Genomic DNA, 20966 nt, shown 5'->3' with positions numbered 1-20966 from the left:
GCAGTACACGTCGACTGCTGCCACCACCTCTGCTCCGGCTCCCTCCGCCTCTGATCTCAGTCAAGTAACCGCGACCGGCCCTGGCAGACCGACCCCGCACCCGTCTCGGGTTCCGACGCGGCAGGTTACGACCGCCCCACCCTCCTCGGGTCCGTCGTCAGCTCCGGTCCCCATGGCGACAAGCGGTGGCACCGCGCCGTCCACGTCCGCCCCTGCCCCAACGGCCTCCGTGCCGTCGCCAGCTTCAGTTCCCACCGTGACGAGCAGCAGCACACCTCCGGCCGCTCCGACACCGAGGCCAACGCTGACCTCGGCCTCGCCTACGGCGGGCCCGGTACCGTCACCGACCCAGACCGCGGTAGGCACCACGGTGCCGCCCGCTCCGGCCGGGTTCACCACCGTGTTCAGTGACAGCTTTGACGGCCCCGCGGGTTCGGCGCCCTCGTCGCGGAACTGGTTTTTCGAGACTGCCCCGTATTTCGGTGCCAACGAGTGGACGACCTCGACCAGCAACGCATACCTGGATGGCAGCGGTGACCTGGTGATCCAGGCCAATGAGAGCAGTGGTAAGTGGACGTCGGCCGAGATCCAGACCATGCGTGATGATTTCGCGGCGCCGCCGGGCGGCAAGCTGGAGCTGACTGCATCGGTGGAGATGCCGTACCCCGCTGATGCGCTTGGTTACTGGCCGGCGTTCTGGGCGGCGGGCGCCCCGATGCGGTCCGGGGGTACCTGGCCAGCTTCCGGTGAGATCGACATGCTTGAGAGTGAGAACGGGCTGAATGGCGCTGCGCAGACGTTCCATTTCGGCGCGTCCAGTCATCTGGGCGGCCGGCTTGTGTCGTGTCCAGCGCCGTCGGCGTGCCTGACCGGGTATCACACGTACTCGGTGCTCATTGACCGGACCAACACCAGCGCTGAGACGCTGCGGTTCTTGATCGACGGCACGGCTCAGGCGACCTACACCGAGGCCCAGGTAGGCACCGTGGCCTGGCAGGCGGCGGTTGATCATGGCTTCTTCATCCTGCTTGACCTGGCGATGGGCGGGAGCTCACCAGACCGCGCGTGCGGGTGCACCACCCCCACCGCGGCGACCGCGCCTGGCGGCGCCATGCGGGTCGGCTACGTAGCCGTCTACCAGAACCCCGCCTAGAGATCTTGGTCGCTAGCTAGCTGCCCACCTCTATGCGCGCAGCCCCGGCCTGCGTGCATAACGCTTTTTGCATGTGCATAACGTTTTTTTGTTTCCGCCGGGGTCAAAGTCTTTGTGATCATTCAAGGCGCCGGTGAGGCCGGCGTTCCATCGGCCGCCGGCCCCTGGGATCGGGGGCCTCCCTGCCGTGAGCCGCCCGAGCGTACCCGCACCTCGGTGTCTGCGGCGCGCTCATCGCCTGCCGCGCCGGGTCATCCCGGCTGGCCAGCCCAGTTTCGCGGACAGGGAGGCGCGCTGAATTATTAACGCTATTTTAACTTTAAATAGGCCTTGAACTAAGTGACCATCATGGGTGAGCCACCGAATCCGGAATGTAAAGAATGTAAGAAATGAAAGAAATGTAAAGGCACGGTGGCCCTCCCGCGGTACCCCACCCGACCGAGGAGGCCCAATGATGAGCCACGGAACGAAAAACGCACTGGGACCGCCGAGCGGCCTGCAGACAAAGCTACGCCGCGCGGTATTCAGCGCCCTCCTGCTCCTCGCCAGCTGCCTGGCCGCGGTCGCGTTCTCCGCCCTCGCCGTCGCGCCGGCCAGGGCCGACACTGTGCCGCCCCCGCCATCCGGCTGGAACACGGTGTTCGGCGACAACTTCGCGGGCGCGGCGAATTCGGCCCCGTCGGCGCAGAACTGGTTCTACGACATCGGCACCGGGTACGGCACCGGCGAGACCGAGCAGACCACGAGCTCGACGAACAACGTCTACCTGGACGGCAACGGCCACCTGGTGCTCAAGGCCATCAACAACGGCGGCACCTGGACCAGCGCGCGGATCGAGTCGACGCGCGACGACTTCCAGGCGCCCGCGGGCGGCAAGCTGGAGATGACCGCCGAGATCCAGCAGCCGAACCCGGCCAACGGCCTTGGTTACTGGCCCGCCTTCTGGGCGCTCGGCTCGCCCATGCGAGCCGGCGGTGGCTGGCCGCAGTCCGGCGAGATCGACATGATGGAAGACGTCAATGCCGGGAACACCGCCTCCCAGACGCTGCACGACTCCGCGGGGAGCAGCGGTCACGCGCTGATCGCCTGCCCCAACACGGCCTCGACCTGCCAGACCGGCTATCACACCTACTCGGTCATCGTTGACAGGACCAACACCAGCGCGGAGACGCTGCAGTTCCTGATGGACGGGACCGTGGAGTCGACGATCACCGAGGCCTCGGTCGGCACGGCGGCCTGGCAGGCGGCCATCGACCACGGGTTCTTCATCATCTTCGACCTGGCCATGGGCGGCAACTACCCCAACGGCATCTGCGGCTGCACCAGCCCGACCTCCGCCACCACCTCGGGCGCGTCGATGAGCGTCGGCTACGTGGCCGTCTACGAGCAGGGCGGCAACTCCACGCCAACCGGTACCGCCTCCGCGACCGGACAGCTCACCGGGCAGAACGGTAACTGCCTGACCAACCAGAACTCGCTTAACACCGAGGGCAACCCGATGTACCTGTCGGGCTGCAACAGCTCCGCGGGTCAGCAGTGGTCGCCCTATACCGACGGCACGATGCGGGTCCAGGGCGGCTGCCTCGATGTGGTGAGCGCGGGCACCACGAGCGGTACCAACGTCGACTGGTACGCATGCAACGGCACTGCCGCGCAGAACTGGACGCATCAATCCAACGGCGAGCTGGTCAATCCGAGCTCCGGCCTGTGCCTCACCGATCCCGGCGGCAATACCGGCTCCAGGCTCGACATCGAGACTTGTACCGGCGCCGCCAATCAGCAGTGGACGCTGCCGACCGGTAGCGGCGGCGGTGGTGGCGGAGGCGGCGGCAGCTGCGGCACCGCCAACGTCGCGCTGAACAAGACCGCGACCGCCTCCTCGACGGAGAACGCGGGCACCCCGGCAAGCGCCGCGGTTGACGGCAACACCGGCACCCGGTGGTCGAGCGCGTTCTCCGACCCGCAGTGGCTCGAGGTCGACCTGGGCTCCTCGCAGAGCATCTGCGGGATCACCCTGAACTGGGAAACCGCCTACGCGAAGGCGTTCCAGATCCAGGTGTCCACGGACAACACGAACTGGACGACGATCTACTCCACGACGACGGGCACCGGCGGGGTACAGAACCTGACGGGTCTATCCGGCACCGGCCGCTACATCCGGATGTACGGCACGACGCGGGCCACCCAGTACGGCTACTCGATCTGGGAGTTCCAGGTCTTCACGACGGGCAGTGGCGGCGGGACGACCTGCGGCACTACCAACGTCGCGCTGAACCAGCCGACCACGGCGTCCTCGCTGGAGAACGCCGGCTTTACCGCGGCGGCCGCGACCGACGGCAACACCGGCACCCGGTGGTCGAGCGCGTTCTCCGACCCCCAATGGCTGGACGTCGACCTCGGCTCGACGAAGAGCATCTGCAAGGTCACGCTCGACTGGGAAGCGGCCTACGCGACCGCCTTCCAGATCCAGGTGTCACCCGACAACACGAACTGGACCACGATCTACTCGACCACCGCGGGCACCGGCGGTACCCAGAACCTGACCGTCAGCGGGTCCGGCCGGTACATCCGGATGTACGGCACGGCGCGAGCGACACAGTACGGCTACTCCCTGTGGGAGTTCCAGGTGAACGCGAGCTCGTGACCGATGACCGCGACAGCAAACCCTAGTGACCGCTGACCTGCCGGTTCCGCCGGGCTCAGCCGCCTTCGCGCGGCTGGGCCCGCGGCCCGGCCCCGTTGAGGAAGGACTCCATCGGAAGCGTCGCCGCGCCGAGCGCGACCACGCCGGGACCGAGCTGCCCGAGCTCGATCGAGGTGGCGGCGAACGGGTGGTGCAGCGAATGCTGCCGCGCGGACTCGCGGATCTCGGGCAGCAGCCGGCCGCCGAGCAGCAGGCCTGCCCAGCCGCCGAGGATGACGCGCTCCGGATTGAACAAGTTGATCAGGGTGCCGATCCCGGCACCCAGGTACTGCGCGGTCTCGTCGAGTATGGCGGCCGCGAGCGGCGCGGTGCCCGCGGCTTGGATCAGCTCGGCGAGCGCCAGTTCCTGGTCGTCGGCCGCCATCGGGCGCCCGTACCGCTCGAGTATGGCCTCGGCGCCCGCGTACGCCTCGAGGCAGCCCGTCGAGCCGCAACGGCACTTCCTGCCGCCGACGACGACGGTGACGTGGCCGAATTCCGCCGCACTCGACGTGGCCCCCTGGTAGGTGGCGCCGCCGGAGATCAGCGACGCGCCGACGCCGGAGCCGATCAGCACCACGACCGCGTTCCGCGCGCCCCGGCCGGCGCCGAACCACAGCTCGGCCTGGCCCATGGTTTTCGCGCCGTTGTCGAAGCGCAGCGGCACCTCGGCCGGCAGATCGGTATGCACGCGAAGCAGCCGTTCGAGTGGCACCGCGTCCCAGCCGTAGGTCTGGCCGTGCACGAGCACCTCGGGCCCCTGCTCGATGATGCCCGGCACGCCCACGCCGACGCCGAGGATCTCGTGCGCGTCCACTCCGCTGTCGGCCAGCACGGTGTGCAGGCCCGCCGCGATCTGCCCGACCACTACGTCGATGTCGTGCTCGGCGACTCGGTCAAGCGGGTACTCCACCCGCGCCCGCTCCGTCATGGTCAGGTCGAACAGCTCGACCCGTGTGCGCGTCTCGCCGATGTCCACGCCGATGACGTAGCCGTAGGTGGGGTTCATCCCGAGCATCGCCCGCGGGCGCCCCCCGTCGGACTCCGCGAGCCCGGTCTCGATGACGATGCCCTCGTCGATCAGCTCGCGGATCACGTTGGTCACGGAGGCGGGACTGAGCCCTGTCGCGGCGCTCAGTTCATGCCGGCTCCGTGACTGGCTCAGATAGAGCGACCACAGGACCGCGGCTCTGTTCTCCCGCCGCAGGTCCCGGACCGTGCCACGCTTTCGGTCCCGCATGCGGTCCCCCCCAGTTCAAGGCAGTTATCAAACGATATAGCCAGCGTCTGGCTACGTCGTTACTCAACTTCCTGCCTATGGACCCTAGGTTTCAATCGAGTTACGTTCTGGCTTGAAATAAGTCACAGCCATAGTTGTGACGTCCATTCGGAGGGAAAAGTGCTACGAAGAAGACTCAGGAGGCGGGTACCCGCCTCCGGCCGCACGGCGCTGAGCCTGCTGGCTGTCGCCGCGCTCATCGTCTCGGTCCTGGTGGCCGCCTTCGGCGCGGCGGCGCCCAAGGCGTCGGCCGCGACCTGCGGCACCACCAACATCGCGCTGAACAAGACCGCGACCGCCTCCTCCACGGAGAACGCGGGCACCCCGGCAAGCGCCGCGGTTGACGGCAGCACCACCACGCGCTGGTCGAGTGCGTTCTCCGACCCGCAGTGGCTCGAGGTCGACCTGGGCTCCTCGCAGAGCATCTGCGGGGTCACCCTGAACTGGGAAACCGCGTACGCCAAGGCGTTCCAGATCCAGGTGTCGACCGACAACACCAACTGGACGAGCATCTACTCGACCACGACGGGCACCGGCGGCGTGCAAAGCCTGACGGGCCTGTCCGGCACCGGCCGCTACATCCGGATGTACGGCACGACGCGGGCCACCCAGTACGGCTACTCGATCTGGGAGTTCCAGGTCTTCGCCACCAGCACAGGCGGCGGGAGCGGCGGCATTGACATCTCCGCCGGCGGCCCGGCGGCGGCGCCGTTCGTGGCCGACCAGGACTTCTCCGGCGGCACGGCCACCTCCACAGCCAACACGGTCAGCACCACCGGCGTTACCAATCCGGCACCGCAGTCGGTCTACCAGCACAACCGCTACGGCAACTTCACCTACACCATCCCCGGCCTGACCGCGGGCGCCAGCTACAGCGTGCGTCTCGACTTTGCCGAGACATACTGGACGGCCGCCGGGTCGCGCACCTTCAATGTCCTCATCAACGGGACCCAGGTGCTGACCAGCTTCGACATCTTCGCCACCGCCGGCGGGCAGAACAAGGCGGTCGCCGAGTCGTTCACCGCCACCGCGAGCAGCGCCGGAGCGGTCACCATCCAGTTCGTCACCGTCAAGGACAACGCCCAGGTCAACGGCATCGAGGTCCAGCCGGCTGGCGGCGGCACCGGCAACACGGTGACGGTGTCCAACCCGGGCGCCCAGACCTGGACCGTGGGCACCGCGGCGAGCCTGCAGGTCCAGGCCAGTGACTCGGCGTCCGGGCAGACGCTGACCTACTCCGCGACCGGGCTGCCGGCCGGGCTGTCCGTCAGTTCCTCGACCGGGCTGATCTCCGGCACCCCGACCGCGACCGGTACGGGCAGCGTCACAGTGACCGCCGGGGACACCACCGGCGCGTCCGGCTCGGCGACGTTCAGCTGGACCGTCAACCCGGTGGCCAGCGGCTGCGTCGGCGGGTCGAACCAGCCCAACCTCGGCCCGAACGTTTACGTCTTCAGCCCGAGCATGTCCGCCACCACCATCAGCAACACGCTGAACACCGTCTTCAACACCCAGAAGCTCAACCAGTTCGGCACCCAGCGCTACGCCGAGCTGTTCCTCCCCGGCACCTACACCGGTATCGAGGACAACGTCGGCTACTACACGTCGGTGCAGGGCCTTGGCCAGAACCCGGACCAGGTCGCACTCAACAGCAGCGATGTGACCGTGGACTCCTTCGACGGCACGGGCAACGCCACCCAGAACTTCTGGCGCTCGGCCGAGAACATGGAGATCACTCCCTCCGCGGGCAACGACCGGTGGGCGGTCGCCCAGGCCGGCCCGTTCGAGCGGATGGACGTCCACGGCGGCCTCGAGCTCTACCCGGCCAGCTACGGCTATGCCAGCGGCGGTTACATCGCCGACAGCATTGTCACCGGCCAGGCGTCCAGCGTGTCCCAGCAGCAGTGGTACACGAAGGACAGCAACCTGGGCAGCTGGAGCGGCTCGGTGTGGAACATGGTCTTCTCAGGCGTGAATGGCGCGCCCGCGCAGAGCTACCCAACGCCGCCGATGACCACCCTGGCCACCACTCCGGTCGCCAGGGACATCCCTTACCTGTACGTCGACAGCAGCGGCAACTACAACGTGTTCGAGCCCAGCCTGCGGACCAACGCGTCCGGCCCAAGCTGGTCGGGCGGCAGCAACTCTGCCGGCACGAGCGTGCCGATGAGCAAGTTCTTCGTCGCCACCCCGTCCAACACCGCCGCGCAGATCAACACCGCACTCGCCCAGGGCTGCAACCTGCTCTTCACCCCCGGCGTTTACACCATCAACCAGACCATCAACGTCACCAACCCGAACACCGTGGTGCTCGGCCTCGGCTTCCCGACCCTCATCCCGACCGGCGGCGTCAACACCATGCAGGTGGCGGACGTCGACGGCGTGCGGATCCAGGGCATCCTGTTCGACGCGGGCACGACCAACTCCAGCGCGCTGCTCACGGTCGGAACGCAGGGCAACAACACCAGCCACGCGTCCAACCCGATCTCGGTCCAGGATGTGTTCTTCCGGATCGGCGGCGACATCGCCGGCCAGGCCACCAACAGCCTGGTCGTCAACGCCAACAACACCCTCGTCGATGACATCTGGGCCTGGCGCGCCGACCACGGCAACTCGGGCACCGTCGGCTGGACCGTCAACACGGCACAGCACGGCCTCGTCGTCAACGGCAACAACGTCCTTGCCACCGGCCTGTTCGTCGAGCATTACCAGAACTACGACGTCCAGTGGCTCGGCAACGGCGGCGAGACCATCTTCTTCCAGAACGAGATGCCCTACGACCCGCCGAACCAGGCGGCCTGGATGAACGGCTCATCCGACGGATACGCCGCCTACGAGGTCGGCCCGAGCGTGACCTCCCATCAGGCCTACGGCCTCGGCAGTTACTGCTACTTCAACGTCAACCCGGCGGTGGTGGCAGACCATGCCTTCGAGGCACCGGCCGTCTCCGGCGTCCAGCTCCACGACCTGCTCACCGTTTCCCTGGGGAACGTCGGCGTCATCGAGCACGTCGTCAACGAGATCGGCGCGGCGACCCCGACAAATACCACCCCGTCCACCGTCACCAGCTTCCCGTGACAAAACCCAAACCGGTCAATCCGAACGGTTAAGTGCTCCGCCCCGCCGCGCCCACCATCCCACCGGGCGTGGCGGGGCGGCCCAACACGGTTACATACTCCGCCCCGCCGCGCTCGCATCTCCGCGGGGCGTGGCGGGGCGGCCTACCGATGCCGTCAGGCCGGCCCCGGCCGGCCTGACGGCATTTCCTTGTCCGCCGGAAGCCGGACCACCGCCCGCAACCCGGGCGGCGGGCTAGCCGCCTCGAGATGCGCGGTACCGCCGTAGGCCTGCGCGGTGGCGCGGACGATGGCAAGGCCGAGACCGGCGCCGCCCGCCTCGTCGCCCTCGCGGCTGCGCGCGTCGTCAAGCCGGGCGAACCGGTCGAAGGCCCGCTCCAGGTCGGCGGCGGGGATGCCTGGCCCGTCGTCGGTCACCGAAAGCTCGGCCCAGCTGCCGTCCCGCCGGACCGAGATCGTGACCGCCGACTTCGCATAGCGCACCGCGTTGTCCACCAGGTTTACCAGCAGCCGGTCAAGCCGCCCCCAGTCCCCGGTCACCAGGACCGGCACGTCCTGCGGGCTGTCGGCGGCATCCGCGCTGTCTGCGGCACCCGTGGGATCCCGGGAGTCTGTGCGGTCCTGGGCGTCCGGGGTAGCGTACGCCGCGCAGATCACCGCCACCGGCGCGTCGGAGTAGCGGCAGGCGGCCGAGCGGCACAGCGCGGCCAGGTCAACCGGCGCGCCGCGGTTCGCCGTCTCGTGGCCGGCCTGCTCGTCGAGGCGGGCGAGGAGCAGCAGGTCCTCGGCCAGCCGCGCCAGGCGCAGCACGTCCGCGTGCACGTCCCGCGCGGTCGTCTCCCAGTCCTGGCCGGCCGGGAAGTCGAGCGCCACCTCGAGTTGCGTGCGGATGGAGGCGATGGGGGAGCGCAACTCGTGCGCGGTGTCGGAGACCAGGGCGCGCTGTCGCTGCTGCGCGGCCGCGAGCCGGGACAGCATGTCGTTGAGCGTCACCGCGAGCAGCCGCACCTCGTCCCGCGCCTCGGGCACCGGAAGGTCGCTGACCTGGCCGGTCGCCGTCACCTGGGCCGCGCCCCTGCGCAGCGCGCCGATCGGCCGCAGCGTCAGCCCGGTCACCAGCCAGATTGCGCCGGTGAAGACAAGGAACAGCGCGGGCGTGCCGATGACCAGTCCGCGCGCCACCACGTTCAGCGATCCCGACGCCTCGCTGAACGGCACGGCGGCGATCACCAGCTGGCCGCCGTCCGCCTTGACGACCGCGACCCGCAGCAGCGACGGCATGTCGAAGGGCGCCCCGTGTACCAGCATGCCGCCGTCGCCGTTGGCGAGCGCCCTCGCCCGGGCCGGGGAAACCAGGGGCACCCACCGGTCCCCGTCCGGTGACACGTCGGTGATCCGCCCGGCGGAGTTGAGCACCTGGATCGTGATGCCCGCGGCGACGGGAACCGGGTCGGGCAGCCGGCTCGCGTCGATCAGCGCCGCGACCTCGGACGCGCCCGACTTGGCGGACGCGTCCACGGAACGGGTGAGCGACACCCGCAGCGTGTTCAGCAGCAGCAGGTCGCCGATAATCAGGGCGACGAGCAGGCCGAGCGCGGCGGTCAGCGTCACCCGGGCCCGCAGTCCCAGCCGCCGCCACCATCGCACGAGCACCGGGCCGAGGCCATGCCGCAGCCACCAGCGGCTCAGTGCCGCCGGCCCCGGGCCGCGTGCCGTGCTAGCCACCGTCGTCGGCCAGCAGGTACCCGGCACCGCGCACGGTTTGCACCGACTTGCGGCCGAACGGCGCGTCGATCTTCCGCCGCAGGTAACCGACGTACACCTCGACGACGTTGAGGTCCGCGATCTCGTCCGGGTCGTCCCAGACGTGGGAGAGCAGTTCCGCCTTGGACACCACCACGCCGCACCGCCGCATCAGGTATTCGAGCAGCGAGAATTCCCGCGCGGTCAGCTCCACGGGCAGGGCGCCCCGCCGGACCGTCCGGGACGCCGGGTCGAGGAAAAGATCGCCCGCCTGCAGCACCGCGGGGCGCGGCGCCGCGCCGCGGCGCAGCAGGGCGCGCAGCCGCGCGGCGAGCACGATGTAGGAGAAGGGCTTGGTCAGGTAGTCGTCGCCGCCCAGGTCCAGGCCGTCCGCCTGGTCGTACTCCCCGTCCTTGGCGGACAGGAACAGCACGGGCACCCAGTTCTCCTCGGCCCGCAGCCGCTCACACACCTTGTAACCGGACATACCGGGCAGCATGATGTCAAGCACCACGCCGTCGTACCCGCCCTCGCGCGCCAGGTGCAGTCCGCTGACCCCGTCGAACGCGAGATCGACGGCGAAACCAGACGCCGCGAGGCCGCGCTTCACCGCCGCGGCGAGCCGCCGCTCATCCTCCACTACAAGCACCCGCACGCACCCAGTCTCACCCAACTCCGGCACCCCCGCACCCGCCTCTCAGCCAACCTTCAGGTAATGGGCGCCCGATGGCAAAATGCGCCATTGTGTCGGGCGCCCATTACCTGAATATCTCCCGGGGGGACGACCCCCCGTACCCCCCGATGTCCGCTGCGCGGACAAAGACTGCGAGGCTTCCTGTGAACCGTCTCAGGGCTCTCAGCATGTCCACAGCAGGGGCAGACGAGAGTGATACTCACAAGGGGAAACCAAGAGCCCGAGGAACGGGTGAGGATGCGATGCCACTAAAGATGTCAAGGCGAGCCCGCTGGGCGGTGCCGGGTACAGCGGTCGCCGTTACCGCGGGCGTGGTCGCGGCGCTGCAGATCCCGGCCGCGCAGGCCTCGCCTGACCTGCCGAACAAGACCCCGGCGCAGCTGCTTGCCAGCCTGACGAACGACTCGAAGGTGCCGCCGCTGACCGGCACCGTGGTGGAGACCACCTCGCTCGGCCTGCCGCAGCTCCCGCAGGCCGCCACCTCGGCGACCAGCATCACGTCGCTGCTCACCGGCTCGCACACGGTGAAGGTGTACTACCAGGACGCCAGCCACTTCCGGCTCGCGATCCCGCAGCCCGAGTCGGAAACCGACGTCATCGCGGACGGCTCCAAGCTGTGGCTCTGGCAGTCAACGCCGGACTCGGTCACCGAGTTCGTTCCGTCGGGAAACGCGAAGCACGCCGTGCCCGAGCCCACCGGTGCGCCGCTCACCCCGCAGCAGGCCGCGAACGAGGTGCTGAAGAAGGTCGGCAAGACCACGCTCGTGTCCGTGCAAGCCAACGTGATGGTGGCGGGTGAGCCCGCCTACCAGCTCGTGCTCGCGCCGAAGGACCACCGTTCGCTCGTCGGCAAGATCGTGATCGCGACCGACGGCAAGTACGGCGTGCCGCTCCGCGTCCAGGTGTTCGCCAAGGGCGCGAGCAACCCGGCGTTCCAAGTCGGTTACACGGCCCTGGCGTTCACCCAGCCCGACCCGGCGAACTTCACCTTCACCCCGCCGTCGGGCGCGTCCGTGGACGTGGTGAAGGTCGGCGCCGATTCCGGCAAGTCGATCGAGAAGTCCGGGCAATCGAGCCTGAGCGGCGTGGGTAGCTACGGCAAGAGCTGGCTCACCGTAGCGTCGTTCCCGCAGCGGTACCTCTCCGAGGCAATGACCGGGAACCTGGGCGCCGTCAGCGGCTCCGGCTCGGCGGCTCCTGGCAAGCAGCCGGACATCTACTCCGCCAAGGGTGGCTCGGTCAGCGTCTCGGCCCAGGAGGTGCTCAACGCGCTGCTCGGCACGGCCAAGCCGGTACACGGCAGCTGGGGGAGCGGCACCCTGGTGACCACTAGCCTGGTCTCGATGCTGATGACCAACGGCGAGGTCTACATCGGAGCCGTGGAGCCGAGCGTGCTCTACGCGGCAGTGGGGCACACGTCTTCATGACCGCACCCGCTCCCGACGAGATAACCGTCTCGCAGGCCGGGACCGCTTCGGCGGCCCCGGCCTCGGCCGCACCCAGCGCCGGGCTGGCGATCGCAAGCACGGCGCTGACCAAGCGATTCCGCGGCGGCCAGGTCGCCGTGGACTCGGTGAACCTGGCGGTGCCGCGCGGCGCCGTCTACGGCTTCCTCGGCCCCAACGGCTCGGGCAAGACCACGACCATCCGGATGCTGCTCGGCCTCGCCTACCCGACGAGCGGCTCCGCCGAGGTCCTCGGCACGCCGGTGCCCGGCGGCGTGGTGCGCGTGCTGTCCCGGGTCGGCTCGCTGGTAGAAGGCCCTGCCTTCTATCCGTACCTGTCCGGCTGGGACAACCTGGCCCGCTACGACGCGGCCGACCGGGCGACCACCGGCGCGACCGCGAAGGCGCGGATCGGCGAGGCGCTCGAGCGGGTCGGCCTCACCGCCGCGGCGAAGAAGCGGTTCCGCAACTACTCCCTCGGCATGAAGCAGCGCCTCGCGATCGCCGCGGCGCTGCTCACCCCGCGCGAGCTGATCATCCTCGACGAGCCGACCAACGGGCTCGACCCGCAGGGCACCCGCGAGGTCCGCACGCTCGTGCGGCAGATCGCGGCCGACGGGATCACGGTGTTCGTCTCCTCGCACCTGCTCGCCGAGGTCGAGCAGGTGTCCACGCACGTCGGCGTGATGCGCCTTGGCAAGCTCGTCTTCCAGGGCGAGCTCGCCGAGCTGCGCCGCACCGCCGCGCCGCGGGTCTCGGTTCGCACCGGCGACGTCGCGGCGGCAGGCGAGGTGTTCGCGAAGCTCGGCCTGGCCGACCCGGTGCTCGCCGAAGAGCTGATCACCGCCGAGATCGGCGGCACTCAGCCGGAGCTGATCACCGCGGAACTTGTGCACGCCGGGGTCGGTGTCCGCGCGCTGAGCGTGGAGTCGCCGAGTCTTGAGGATCTTTTCGTCGGCCTGACCGGAGAGGGCTTCGATGTCGAGCGCTGAGGTTCTTGACCGGCCGTCCGCACCCGGGGAAGCCGTGGGCGGGCCGGGGGCAGCCGAAACCGTTCGGAGTGATCTGCGGTTTTTCGCCAACGAGCTGCGGGTCACCTTCTTCCGCCGCCGCAACCAGCTGCTGCTGCTCGTGGTGGCGGTGTTCCCGCTGCTTATCGGCATCGGCCTGAAGGCCGCCGCGCCGCAGGGCGGTGGCGGCGGCGGACGCGGGCCGAGCGCCAGCGGCGCCGCCTACTTCAGCCAGCTCGCGGGCAACGGGGTGTTCCTCACCTTCGTCGCGCTGTCCCTGCTGCTGATCCTGGTGCTGCCGATGATCGTCTCTGTCTTGTCCGGCGACTCGATCGCCGGCGAGGCCGGCTACGGCACGCTGCGCTACCTGCTCGCGGTGCCTGCCGGGCGGACCAGGCTGCTCGTCGTCAAGTACGCGACGATCGTCGTGTGGGCGGTGGCCGCCACGTTCGTCGTGTCGGTGGTCGCCCTGCTCGCCGGCGTGGCGCTGTTCGGGGCCGGCCCGGTGACCCTGCTGTCCGGCACCACCGTGTCCCTCGCCAACGGGCTGGTGCACGTGCTGTGGGTGACGCTGTACGTGTGCGCGGCGATGGCGGCGCTCGGCGCGATCGGGCTGGCGATCTCGACGTTCACCGAGCACTCGATCGGCGCTATCGCGGCGGCGATGATCATCGTGGTGGGCAGCGAGGTGGTGGACAACATCCAGCAATTCGCGCCGGTGGCACCGTACCTGCCGACGCACTGGTGGCTCTCGTTCGACTCCCTGCTGCGCACGCCGATCGACACCACGACGCTGTGGCACGGGCTCGCGTCGTTCCTGATCTACGCGGGCATCTTCAGCTGCATCGCCTGGGCCAGGTTCACCTCGTCCGACGTCACCAGCTGAAGTCTTCCTCCCAGAACTCCGTGCTGCCGCGGGTGCCGCGGACCTCGTCCTCCTGGGTGCGCAGCTCAACGCGGCGGATCTTGCCCGAGATCGTCTTGGGCAGGTCGCCGAACTCGACCCGGCGGATGCGCTTGTAGCCGGGCACCCGCTCACGGACGAAGGCCATGATGTCCCGGGCGAGTTCGGCGGACGGCTGCGCGTTTCCCGCGACAATCACGTAGGCCTTGGGAACGGCGAGCCGCAGCGGGTCGGGTGACGGGACGACGGCCGCCTCGGCAACTGCCGCGTGCTCGATGAGCACCGATTCGAGCTCGAACGGCGAGATCCGGTAGTCCGACGCCTTGAACACGTCGTCGGTGCGGCCCACGTAGGTGATGTAGCCCTCGTCGTCCGCGGTGGCGACGTCGCCGGTGTGGTAGTAGCCGCCGCGCATCGCCTCGGCGTCCCGCTCGGCGTCATCCTGATAGCCGGTCATCAGGCCAAGAGGCCGCCTGGCCAGGTGGAGGCAGATCTCGCCGTCCCGACCGGGCTCGCCGGTCACCGGGTCGACGAGCACCACCGGGTAGCCGGGCAGCGGACGGCCCATCGAGCCTGGCTTAAGCGGCTGGCCGGGCGGGTTGCCGACCTGCGCGGTCGTCTCCGTCTGGCCGAAGCCGTCCCGCACCGTGATGCCCCAGGCCTTGCGAACCTGGTCGATGACCTCCGGATTCAGCGGCTCGCCAGCCGCGACGCACTCGCGAAGCGCGCTGGTGTCGGCGGCGGCCAGGTCGGCCTGAATAAGCATCCGCCACACGGTCGGCGGCGCGCAGAACGTGCTGACGCCGAAGTCGCCGAGCGCGCTGAGCAGCCCCTGGGCGTTGAACCGCTGCTGGTTGAGTATCAGGATCGTCGCCTGCGCGTTCCACGGGGCGAACAGGTTCGACCAGGCGTGCTTCGCCCAGCCTGGCGAGGAAATGTTGACGCTTCATCGCGGCGAGCATGATCTCCCACAGCGGGACGACGTTGCCGAGCATGAGCAGCAGGTGGTCGCCGCGCCGCACCCCGAGGCCGCGCAGCCAGTTCGCCACCTGCGCGGAGCGGCGGGACATGTCCCCGTAGCTGACCGCCTCGTCGGAGCCGTCGTCGCCGACCACCCGCAGCGCGATCCGCCCGGGATGCTCCGCGGCGATCGCGTCGAACCAGTCGAGCGCCCAGTTGAACTCCGCAAGCTCCGGCCAGGCGAAGGACGCGGCCGCCGCGGCGTAGTCGGTCCTGAGCTCAAGCAGCAGGTCACGCGCGGCACGGAGCGCGCCCGTGCCTAGTGACTCAGCGGAGGCGTCGTTGCGCATTGCTCAATACTGGCAGCTACCCCCGGCCCGGCAAACCCCAGTCCGGCCAGGTAGTCCCCGGCCGCCGGGCGTGCCCGGCCCCTCTGGCCAGCCCGGCGACCCCGGCTGCCGGCCGCGCCCGGCGCCCAGCAGACGCCCGGCACTCAGACGACTCTGAGAAACTTCCCCAAAAGCGCCTACAGCAGTCAGTGTCAGACTGTCATACGTGAACAGCCGTGACACGAACGCCGCCGGGCAGCGAGCTTCCAGTGCTCCGGAAGCGAAGGCTCAGCGCGCCGCCCGGCCCGCGCCGGACGCCACAGCGCCGGACGCCACAGGGCCGGACGGCGGCAGGCTGGCGCCGGAGAACCCGTGGTCGGGCCACCGTGGCACGTCAGATCGCGCCGCGGCGCGTCAGGTCGCACACGCAGTCGCCGAGCGGGAGCAGGGCCGGCGTCGGCTGAACGCGACCACTGTGACCCTGACGGCTGCCAGCGTGGTAGCGGTCGGCGTTGTAGCGGCGATGCTGCCGGGATCTAGCCACGCGGCGGTGACCCAATCGGGAAACGGCTCATCGACGACCGGGAGCGGCTCATCGTCTTCCGGTGCCGGCTCGTCCAGCTCGTCCGGCTCGTCCGGTTCGTCAGGGACGGGCTCCTCCGATGGCTCGTCGGGTGACTCCAACAGCAGCTCGACGGGCGACCAGGGGGGCTTCCAGGCGCCGGGCAATCCGCCGCAATTCGGCGGTGGCGGTGGCGGCTCTACCTCGGGCGGGTCGTGACTGACCGGGCGCTCGGGGAAGATTTCCGCCCGCGCTCCTTCGCAAGGCCGGCGGAAAATCTCCCCGGTTCCCCGCTCCTGGGAGGTGGTAGGCATGCTCAGAGGTGAACTGTCGGAGCCTGAGGTTGAGGTCCCATCGGCGGGCGACGGCTCGCTCGGGTTCTCTGCCTGGACGGCTTTGGGGTTTCTTGTCCAGCTCGTGGTAACCGATCCAGGCGTGGTTGCTGCGGCGCGGGAATTGCTTGAGGCCGACTTGCTGGCGCTTGACCTGGCTTGCTCTCGGTTCCGGTCTGATTCCGAGCTTGTCGCGGTGGGGACTGCGGCTCGGGGCGCCGCGCGGGAGGTCACCGTTTCTGTGAGCCCGCTGCTCGCGGAGGCCGTGGCGGTGTCGCTGCGGGCGGCGCAGCTGACCGACGGCGACGTGGATCCGACAGTGGGCGGTGCGCTCGCTGCGCTCGGGTATGACAGGGACTTCGCCGAGCTTGGCGCGGGGGGGCCTGGCGGTGACGGGCTCGCGGTGGCCGACGCGACGGTGACCCCGCTGCGCGGCCGGCTCGGGGTGCGGGTCATCCCAGGCTGGCGGGCGGTCCGGGTGGACCTGGCCCGAATGCGGCTCACCGTGCCGGCCGGGGTTCAGCTCGATCTGGGGGCGACTGTGAAGGGGTGGGCGGCCGATCGGTCGGCTGCGAGGATCGCGGAGCGGCTCGGCTGCGGCGTGCTTGTCAGCCTGGGCGGTGACACCGCCGTCGCGGGGGAGCCGCCCGAGGGCGGCTGGCGGATCAGGGTGCAGGACAGGACGGCGCTGCCCGACGAGCCGCCAGGCGGGCCTAGCCAGGTGGTGACGATCCGCGACGGCGGCCTGGCCACGTCGTCAACGGCCGCGCGGCGCTGGCGGCGCGGCGGCGACATCCTGCACCACATCCTCGACCCGCGCACCGGTCGCCCTGCCGCGCCGGTCTGGCGTACCGTCTCGGTGGCCGCCGCCACCTGCGCCGATGCGAACACCGCGGCGACCGCCGCGATCATCAGGGGCCGTCAGGCACTCCCGTGGCTGAGCGGCCTCAAGCTCCCGTCCCGCCTAGTAGCCCAGGACGGCACCGTCCATACCCTCGCCGGCTGGCCAGCAGACCCCGCCTGACCGCCACCGGCGACCAGACGGTGGACGGCGCGCTAGGCCTCGTCGAAAAGCCAGTCGAGGGCGGCGGCGGCGGTCCAGGACTGGTGCAGCGAGCCGAGCGGCTCGCCGGTCACCGGGTGGTAATACTCGGCGAACGTCTCGTCGGCGAGCTGGGCGAGCGATGCCTCGCGCAGTGCCGACGCGGCGCCCGGCTCGCTGGACCTGGACAGCGCCCAGGTCAGCAGCCAGGTGAAGACCGGCCACACCGGCCCGCGCCAGTAGCACGCCGGGTTGTACGCCGACGAGCACGGCGAGGTCGACGGCGGCAGGGCGTACTTGAACGACGGGTGCCCGGCCCAGCGCTGGCCGAGCAGCATGTCCACTTGCCGCCTGCGCAGCTCGAGCGGCATACCGCCGGCGATCAGCGGCGCGAAGCCGGCGATCGTCTCCGTCCGTAGCCAGGTCTCGGTGCGCAGGTCAACGTCGGCGGCCAGGCCCGACGCCTCATCGACATGACAGAAAACCGCCGCCCGTGCCTCGGCCGCGAAATCCTTGAGCTCGGCGGCGTCGTTCGCCTTGCGCAGGTGAACCGCCAGCTTCGCAAGCAGATCGCAGGCGCGGGCGAAGATCGCCGTGAACAGCACGTCGCCCACCTGGAAGGACCCGGTCTGGCGCAGCAGCCCGGCATCGTAGGAGGCCCGCTTGGCCTCCTCGACAAGCCACAGGTAGCGGTCGTACTCGCGGTCGGTCGGCCGCTGTCCGGCGTTCGCCACGTGCGCCTTGTCCTTCCTTACATAGGAAGGAAGCGACGGGCCGACCTCCACCGCCGCGTACGGCGCGTCCCAGCGGGGCGAGTTGTCGGTGCCCGACTCCCAGCCGTGGAACAAGGTGATCAGCCCGGTCTGCTTGTCCGCCCGGTCACGGGCGAGGAACCGATGCCAGGCGAGCAGCTTCGGGTACAGGTGCGCGGCCCATGCTTCGGTGCGCTCCGCCTCGGGGCCGCCCGCCGCCCTGGCGACCGCCAGGATCCGGTCGACCGCGATCGCGTGCACCGGCGGGTCGATGATCCCGCTGGTGGCGGGCGCGGACGGCGCCTCCTCGCTTAGCGTGGCGCACTCCCACTGCGCGGGTCCCGGCCAGTACCCGTCCGCGGCGGGGTCGAACACAATGTGCGGCAGCAGCCCGTTGCGCCACTGGCCGGAAAACAGGGAGTCAAGTTCAAGACGGGCTCGGGGAAGATCCACGGCGGCCAGGCCGATCGCGTTGAACGCCGCGTCCCAGCTCCATTGGTGGGGGTAGAGGGCGGGGGCCGCCTTAGTGATCAGGCCGGTGCTGTTGTCCCGCAAGATGTATGCCGCCCGGGCGGCGATAGATAGTGACCCAGTCATCTCGTAACAATCAGGTTTCCAAATGTGTCGATCATGTTAACTACCTGGGCAACAAAGATCTTCCGTTGCTAACGCGTTGCTAACGCCGGGTCTCGACGTGCGCGTCGCTTCAGGCGAAGTTACCTGCACGGTGACTACCCGCGCCATGGACGAGGCGCCTCACAAGGCACACCATTGATGAAGCCGGGGGATAGCAGCCGTTACGGTCCGTTAACCAAGGCCGCACCCAAAACCCCGGCCAGCAAAGAAAACCGGCAAGGAACAGCAACCAATAGTAATCGAATGGACACGAATAGCGACCAAAGTCGATCAGCGGTGATACAGAGGCCGGACAGTTGCCTCAGAGGAGGCTCATAGGCGCTTCGTATCCGACGCTGGGCTTCACCACGCATCCTGGTCATCGTGACTGGAATCAACTCCTCGACCGCGCTCTGGTACACGAGCCGCGCCACCGGCGTGGTCTCGCTGCTGCTGCTGACCGCGGTCCTCCTGCTCGGCCTCCTCGTCACCAGGCAGGGGAGACTGCCCGGGCTGCCGCGGTTCGCGGTGACCGGACTGCACAGGAACCTGTCGTTGCTCGCCGTGGCCTTCGTGGCGGTCCACGTCATCACCGCCGTCGTCGACGGATACGTGCACATCCCGATCATCTCCGCCGTGGTGCCGCTCGCGTCGCCATACGAGCGGCTGTGGCTCGGCCTCGGTGCGGTGGGCTTCGACCTGATGCTCGCCGTCATCGTGACGAGCCTGCTGCGCAGGCACCTGTCGCGCCGAGTGTGGCGCGCCGTCCATCTGCTCGCCTACGTGAGCTGGCCGGTCGCCTGGTTCCACTCGGTCTTCGCGAGCGGCGACCTGCGCCACGGCCTGCTGTTCGTGCTGGCGATGGCCTGCACGGTCGCGGTGATCGCCGCCATTGGGTGGCGCGTGGCCGCCGCGGGCAAGGACGTGCCGCGCGCCGAGCGGGTCGGCCTGCTGATGAACGCGGTCCACCGCCGCGCGCCCACGCCAGGCAAGCGCGAAGCCCAGGCAGACAGCCGTGCCAGGCGGGACGAGGTTCCCGGCCCCGAAAGGACGCTCAGCCGATGACCGCCATGACAGAAAGCGCGCCGAACGCCGTGACCGAGCTGCCCCGCCTCCTGCCCCCGCCCGACGCGCCGGGCGGCAGGCGGAGCCACGACTGGTACGCGCACGCCAACAGGCACGGCCGGCTGCCGTACCGCGACCAGCAAGGCGTCCTGATCAGGGACATCGAGGTCGCGGGCCTGACTGGGCGCGGCGGTGCCGCGTTCCCCGTGCACCGCAAGCTCCAGGCCGTGTCCGACGCGGCCCGCCAGCGCCGCCGCGCCCCGGTGGTGATCGCCAACGGCGCCGAGTCCGAGCCGGCGAGCGACAAGGACGCCACGCTGCTGTGGCTGTCGCCGCACCTGGTGCTCGACGGCCTGCAGCTAGCCGCGGAAGCGGTCGGCGCGGACACCGCCATCGTTTACACGCACGCCAGCCGGGCGCGCGACGTCGGCAGCCGCCTTAACGAGGCACTCCAGGCGCGGCAGGCCGCCGGCGTGGACCGGGTCGCCGTCACGCTCGCCGAGGCGCCCGCACGGTTCCTGTCCGGCCAGGAGACCGCCATGGTCAGCCACCTGTCCGGCGGCCCGGCGATCCCGGCGTTCGTGCCGCCGCGGATCACCGAGCGCGGCCTGAACGGCGCGCCGACGCTGGTACAGAACGTGGAGACGCTCGCGCACCTGGCGCTGATCGCCCGCAGGGGACCGCGCTGGTTCCGCTCGGTCGGCACCCAGGCCGAGCCCGGCTCCATGCTCACGACAGTCAGGCGGGCCGACGGCAAGCCGCGGATCACCGAGGTCCCGCTCGGCATACCGCTGCGCGAGCTCACCGGTGACCTGGCGCCCGACGCGGCGGTGCTGCTTGGCGGCTTCCACGGCACCTGGCTCACCGGCGCGCAGGCCAGGATCCTGACGCTGGACAACCGTTCGCTGGCCACGGCGCAGTCCCGGGTCGGCGCCGGCATCGTGATCACGCTGCCGGCCGGCCGCTGCGGCCTTGTCGAGACGGCCCGCGTGGTCCGCTACCTGGCCCTGGAGTCGGCGGGCCAGTGCGGCCCGTGCCTGAACGGCCTGCCCCGGATGGCCGCCGCGCTCGCCGAGATCGCGGGCGGCCGCGCCAGGCCGCAGACGCTCGCGGACGTCGAGCGCTGGGCAGGCCTGGTGACCGGCCGCGGCGCCTGCCATCACCCCGACGGCACCGCGCGGTTCGTGCGCAGCGCGCTGCGCACGTTCGCCGCCGAGCTCGACTTCCACAAGCGCGGCCGCTGCTCCGCGGCCTCAACCGAGCCGTTCCTCCCCGTCCCGCAGGCGACCGCCCGCACGGAAGAAGACTGGATCTGACCCCT

Annotated in this window: 14 protein-coding genes and 1 pseudogene; 10 read left to right on the top strand and 5 right to left on the bottom strand. The window is 69.8% G+C overall.

Annotation, left to right across the window (positions count from 1 at the left end):
• Positions 1–256: 256 nt before the first annotated feature.
• Positions 257–1153: a LamG domain-containing protein gene (locus EAS64_RS01550; RefSeq protein WP_187365617.1), complete on the top strand. Its 897-nt coding sequence runs from the start codon at positions 257–259 to the stop codon at positions 1151–1153.
• Positions 1154–1604: 451 nt separating this feature from the next.
• Positions 1605–3797, top strand: coding sequence for a discoidin domain-containing protein (locus tag EAS64_RS01545; protein ID WP_145850908.1), 2193 nt, complete (start codon positions 1605–1607; stop codon positions 3795–3797).
• 55 nt (positions 3798–3852) lie between these two features.
• Here the strand turns inward: EAS64_RS01545 and EAS64_RS01540 are convergent, their stop codons facing one another.
• Positions 3853–5076, bottom strand: coding sequence for an ROK family transcriptional regulator (locus EAS64_RS01540; protein WP_145850907.1), 1224 nt, complete (start codon positions 5074–5076; stop codon positions 3853–3855).
• Between the two features lie 159 nt (positions 5077–5235).
• Between EAS64_RS01540 and EAS64_RS01530 the strand changes: the two genes are divergently transcribed.
• A complete protein-coding gene (locus tag EAS64_RS01530) occupies positions 5236–8193 on the top strand; it encodes a pectate lyase-like domain-containing protein (RefSeq protein WP_187365616.1) in 2958 nt (985 codons plus the stop codon).
• 155 nt (positions 8194–8348) lie between these two features.
• On the opposite strand, the gene EAS64_RS01525 is transcribed toward EAS64_RS01530, so the two are convergent.
• Both EAS64_RS01525 and EAS64_RS01520 read right to left on the bottom strand, forming a co-directional pair.
• Positions 8349–9917: a sensor histidine kinase gene (locus EAS64_RS01525; RefSeq protein WP_246115483.1), complete on the bottom strand. Its 1569-nt coding sequence runs from the start codon at positions 9915–9917 to the stop codon at positions 8349–8351.
• Positions 9910–10590, bottom strand: a complete 681-nt coding sequence (locus EAS64_RS01520) for a response regulator transcription factor (protein ID WP_145850906.1) — start codon at positions 10588–10590, stop codon at positions 9910–9912. Before EAS64_RS01520 ends, EAS64_RS01525 begins: the two co-directional genes overlap by 8 nt.
• A 281-nt stretch (positions 10591–10871) precedes the next feature.
• On the opposite strand from EAS64_RS01520, the gene EAS64_RS01515 reads away from it, so the two are divergent.
• Genes EAS64_RS01515 through EAS64_RS01505 form a run of 3 tightly spaced genes read left to right on the top strand, consistent with a single transcriptional unit; the run spans position 10872 to position 13970 of the window.
• The gene (locus tag EAS64_RS01515) at positions 10872–12056 is read left to right on the top strand and encodes a LolA family protein (protein ID WP_187365615.1); all 1185 of its coding nucleotides are present in this window, start codon (positions 10872–10874) and stop codon (positions 12054–12056) included.
• A complete protein-coding gene (locus tag EAS64_RS01510; protein ID WP_145850904.1) occupies positions 12053–13066 on the top strand; it encodes an ABC transporter ATP-binding protein in 1014 nt (337 codons plus the stop codon). Before EAS64_RS01515 ends, EAS64_RS01510 begins: the two co-directional genes overlap by 4 nt.
• A complete protein-coding gene (locus EAS64_RS01505; protein ID WP_145850903.1) occupies positions 13053–13970 on the top strand; it encodes an ABC transporter permease in 918 nt (305 codons plus the stop codon). The genes EAS64_RS01510 and EAS64_RS01505 overlap by 14 nt, the downstream gene beginning before the upstream one ends.
• Here the strand turns inward: EAS64_RS01505 and EAS64_RS01500 are convergent.
• Positions 13960–15298, bottom strand: a pseudogene (locus EAS64_RS01500) (AMP-binding protein). The gene EAS64_RS01505 and the pseudogene EAS64_RS01500 overlap by 11 nt on opposite strands.
• Positions 15299–15503: 205 nt before the next feature.
• Here EAS64_RS01500 and EAS64_RS01495 point away from each other — a divergent pair.
• Both EAS64_RS01495 and EAS64_RS01490 read left to right on the top strand, forming a co-directional pair.
• A complete protein-coding gene (locus tag EAS64_RS01495; protein ID WP_145850902.1) occupies positions 15504–16058 on the top strand; it encodes a hypothetical protein in 555 nt (184 codons plus the stop codon).
• Between the two features lie 93 nt (positions 16059–16151).
• The gene (locus EAS64_RS01490) at positions 16152–17195 is read left to right on the top strand and encodes an FAD:protein FMN transferase (protein WP_145850901.1); all 1044 of its coding nucleotides are present in this window, start codon (positions 16152–16154) and stop codon (positions 17193–17195) included.
• Between the two features lie 32 nt (positions 17196–17227).
• Here EAS64_RS01490 and ggh read toward each other — a convergent pair whose 3' ends face one another.
• Entirely contained in the window at positions 17228–18562 is a 1335-nt protein-coding gene (gene ggh, locus EAS64_RS01485) for a glucosylglycerate hydrolase (RefSeq protein WP_145850900.1), read from the bottom strand.
• Positions 18563–18964: 402 nt separating this feature from the next.
• Here ggh and EAS64_RS01480 point away from each other — a divergent pair, with 402 nt between their 5' ends.
• Both EAS64_RS01480 and EAS64_RS01475 read left to right on the top strand, forming a co-directional pair.
• Positions 18965–19645, top strand: coding sequence for a ferric reductase-like transmembrane domain-containing protein (locus EAS64_RS01480; protein ID WP_222848920.1), 681 nt, complete (start codon positions 18965–18967; stop codon positions 19643–19645).
• Complete coding sequence (locus EAS64_RS01475; RefSeq protein ID WP_222848919.1) at positions 19642–20961, top strand: NADH-ubiquinone oxidoreductase-F iron-sulfur binding region domain-containing protein; 1320 nt, start codon at positions 19642–19644, stop codon at positions 20959–20961. The genes EAS64_RS01480 and EAS64_RS01475 overlap by 4 nt, the downstream gene beginning before the upstream one ends.
• Positions 20962–20966 lie beyond the last annotated feature (5 nt).

Origin of the sequence: Trebonia kvetii (assembly GCF_007827045.1) — a bacterium.
Taxonomy (GTDB): domain Bacteria; phylum Actinomycetota; class Actinomycetes; order Streptosporangiales; family Streptosporangiaceae; genus Trebonia; species Trebonia kvetii.
The sequence above is the reverse complement of the archived record's forward strand: the minus strand, read 5'-3'. Positions and strand labels throughout refer to the sequence as shown.

What these genes read in the sequence shown, in the direction of transcription:
- EAS64_RS01515 (WP_187365615.1), top strand. Translation starts at nt 10,872, where the DNA reads ATGCCACTAAAGATGTCAAGGCGAGCCCGCTGGGCGGTGCCGGGTACA.
- EAS64_RS01510 (WP_145850904.1), top strand. Translation starts at nt 12,053, where the DNA reads ATGACCGCACCCGCTCCCGACGAGATAACCGTCTCGCAGGCCGGGACC.
- EAS64_RS01490 (WP_145850901.1), top strand. Translation starts at nt 16,152, where the DNA reads ATGCTCAGAGGTGAACTGTCGGAGCCTGAGGTTGAGGTCCCATCGGCG.
- EAS64_RS01475 (WP_222848919.1), top strand. Translation starts at nt 19,642, where the DNA reads ATGACCGCCATGACAGAAAGCGCGCCGAACGCCGTGACCGAGCTGCCC.
- ggh (WP_145850900.1), bottom strand. Translation starts at nt 18,562, where the DNA reads ATGACTGGGTCACTATCTATCGCCGCCCGGGCGGCATACATCTTGCGG.
- EAS64_RS01545 (WP_145850908.1), top strand. Translation starts at nt 1,605, where the DNA reads ATGATGAGCCACGGAACGAAAAACGCACTGGGACCGCCGAGCGGCCTG.
- EAS64_RS01540 (WP_145850907.1), bottom strand. Translation starts at nt 5,076, where the DNA reads ATGCGGGACCGAAAGCGTGGCACGGTCCGGGACCTGCGGCGGGAGAAC.
- EAS64_RS01505 (WP_145850903.1), top strand. Translation starts at nt 13,053, where the DNA reads ATGTCGAGCGCTGAGGTTCTTGACCGGCCGTCCGCACCCGGGGAAGCC.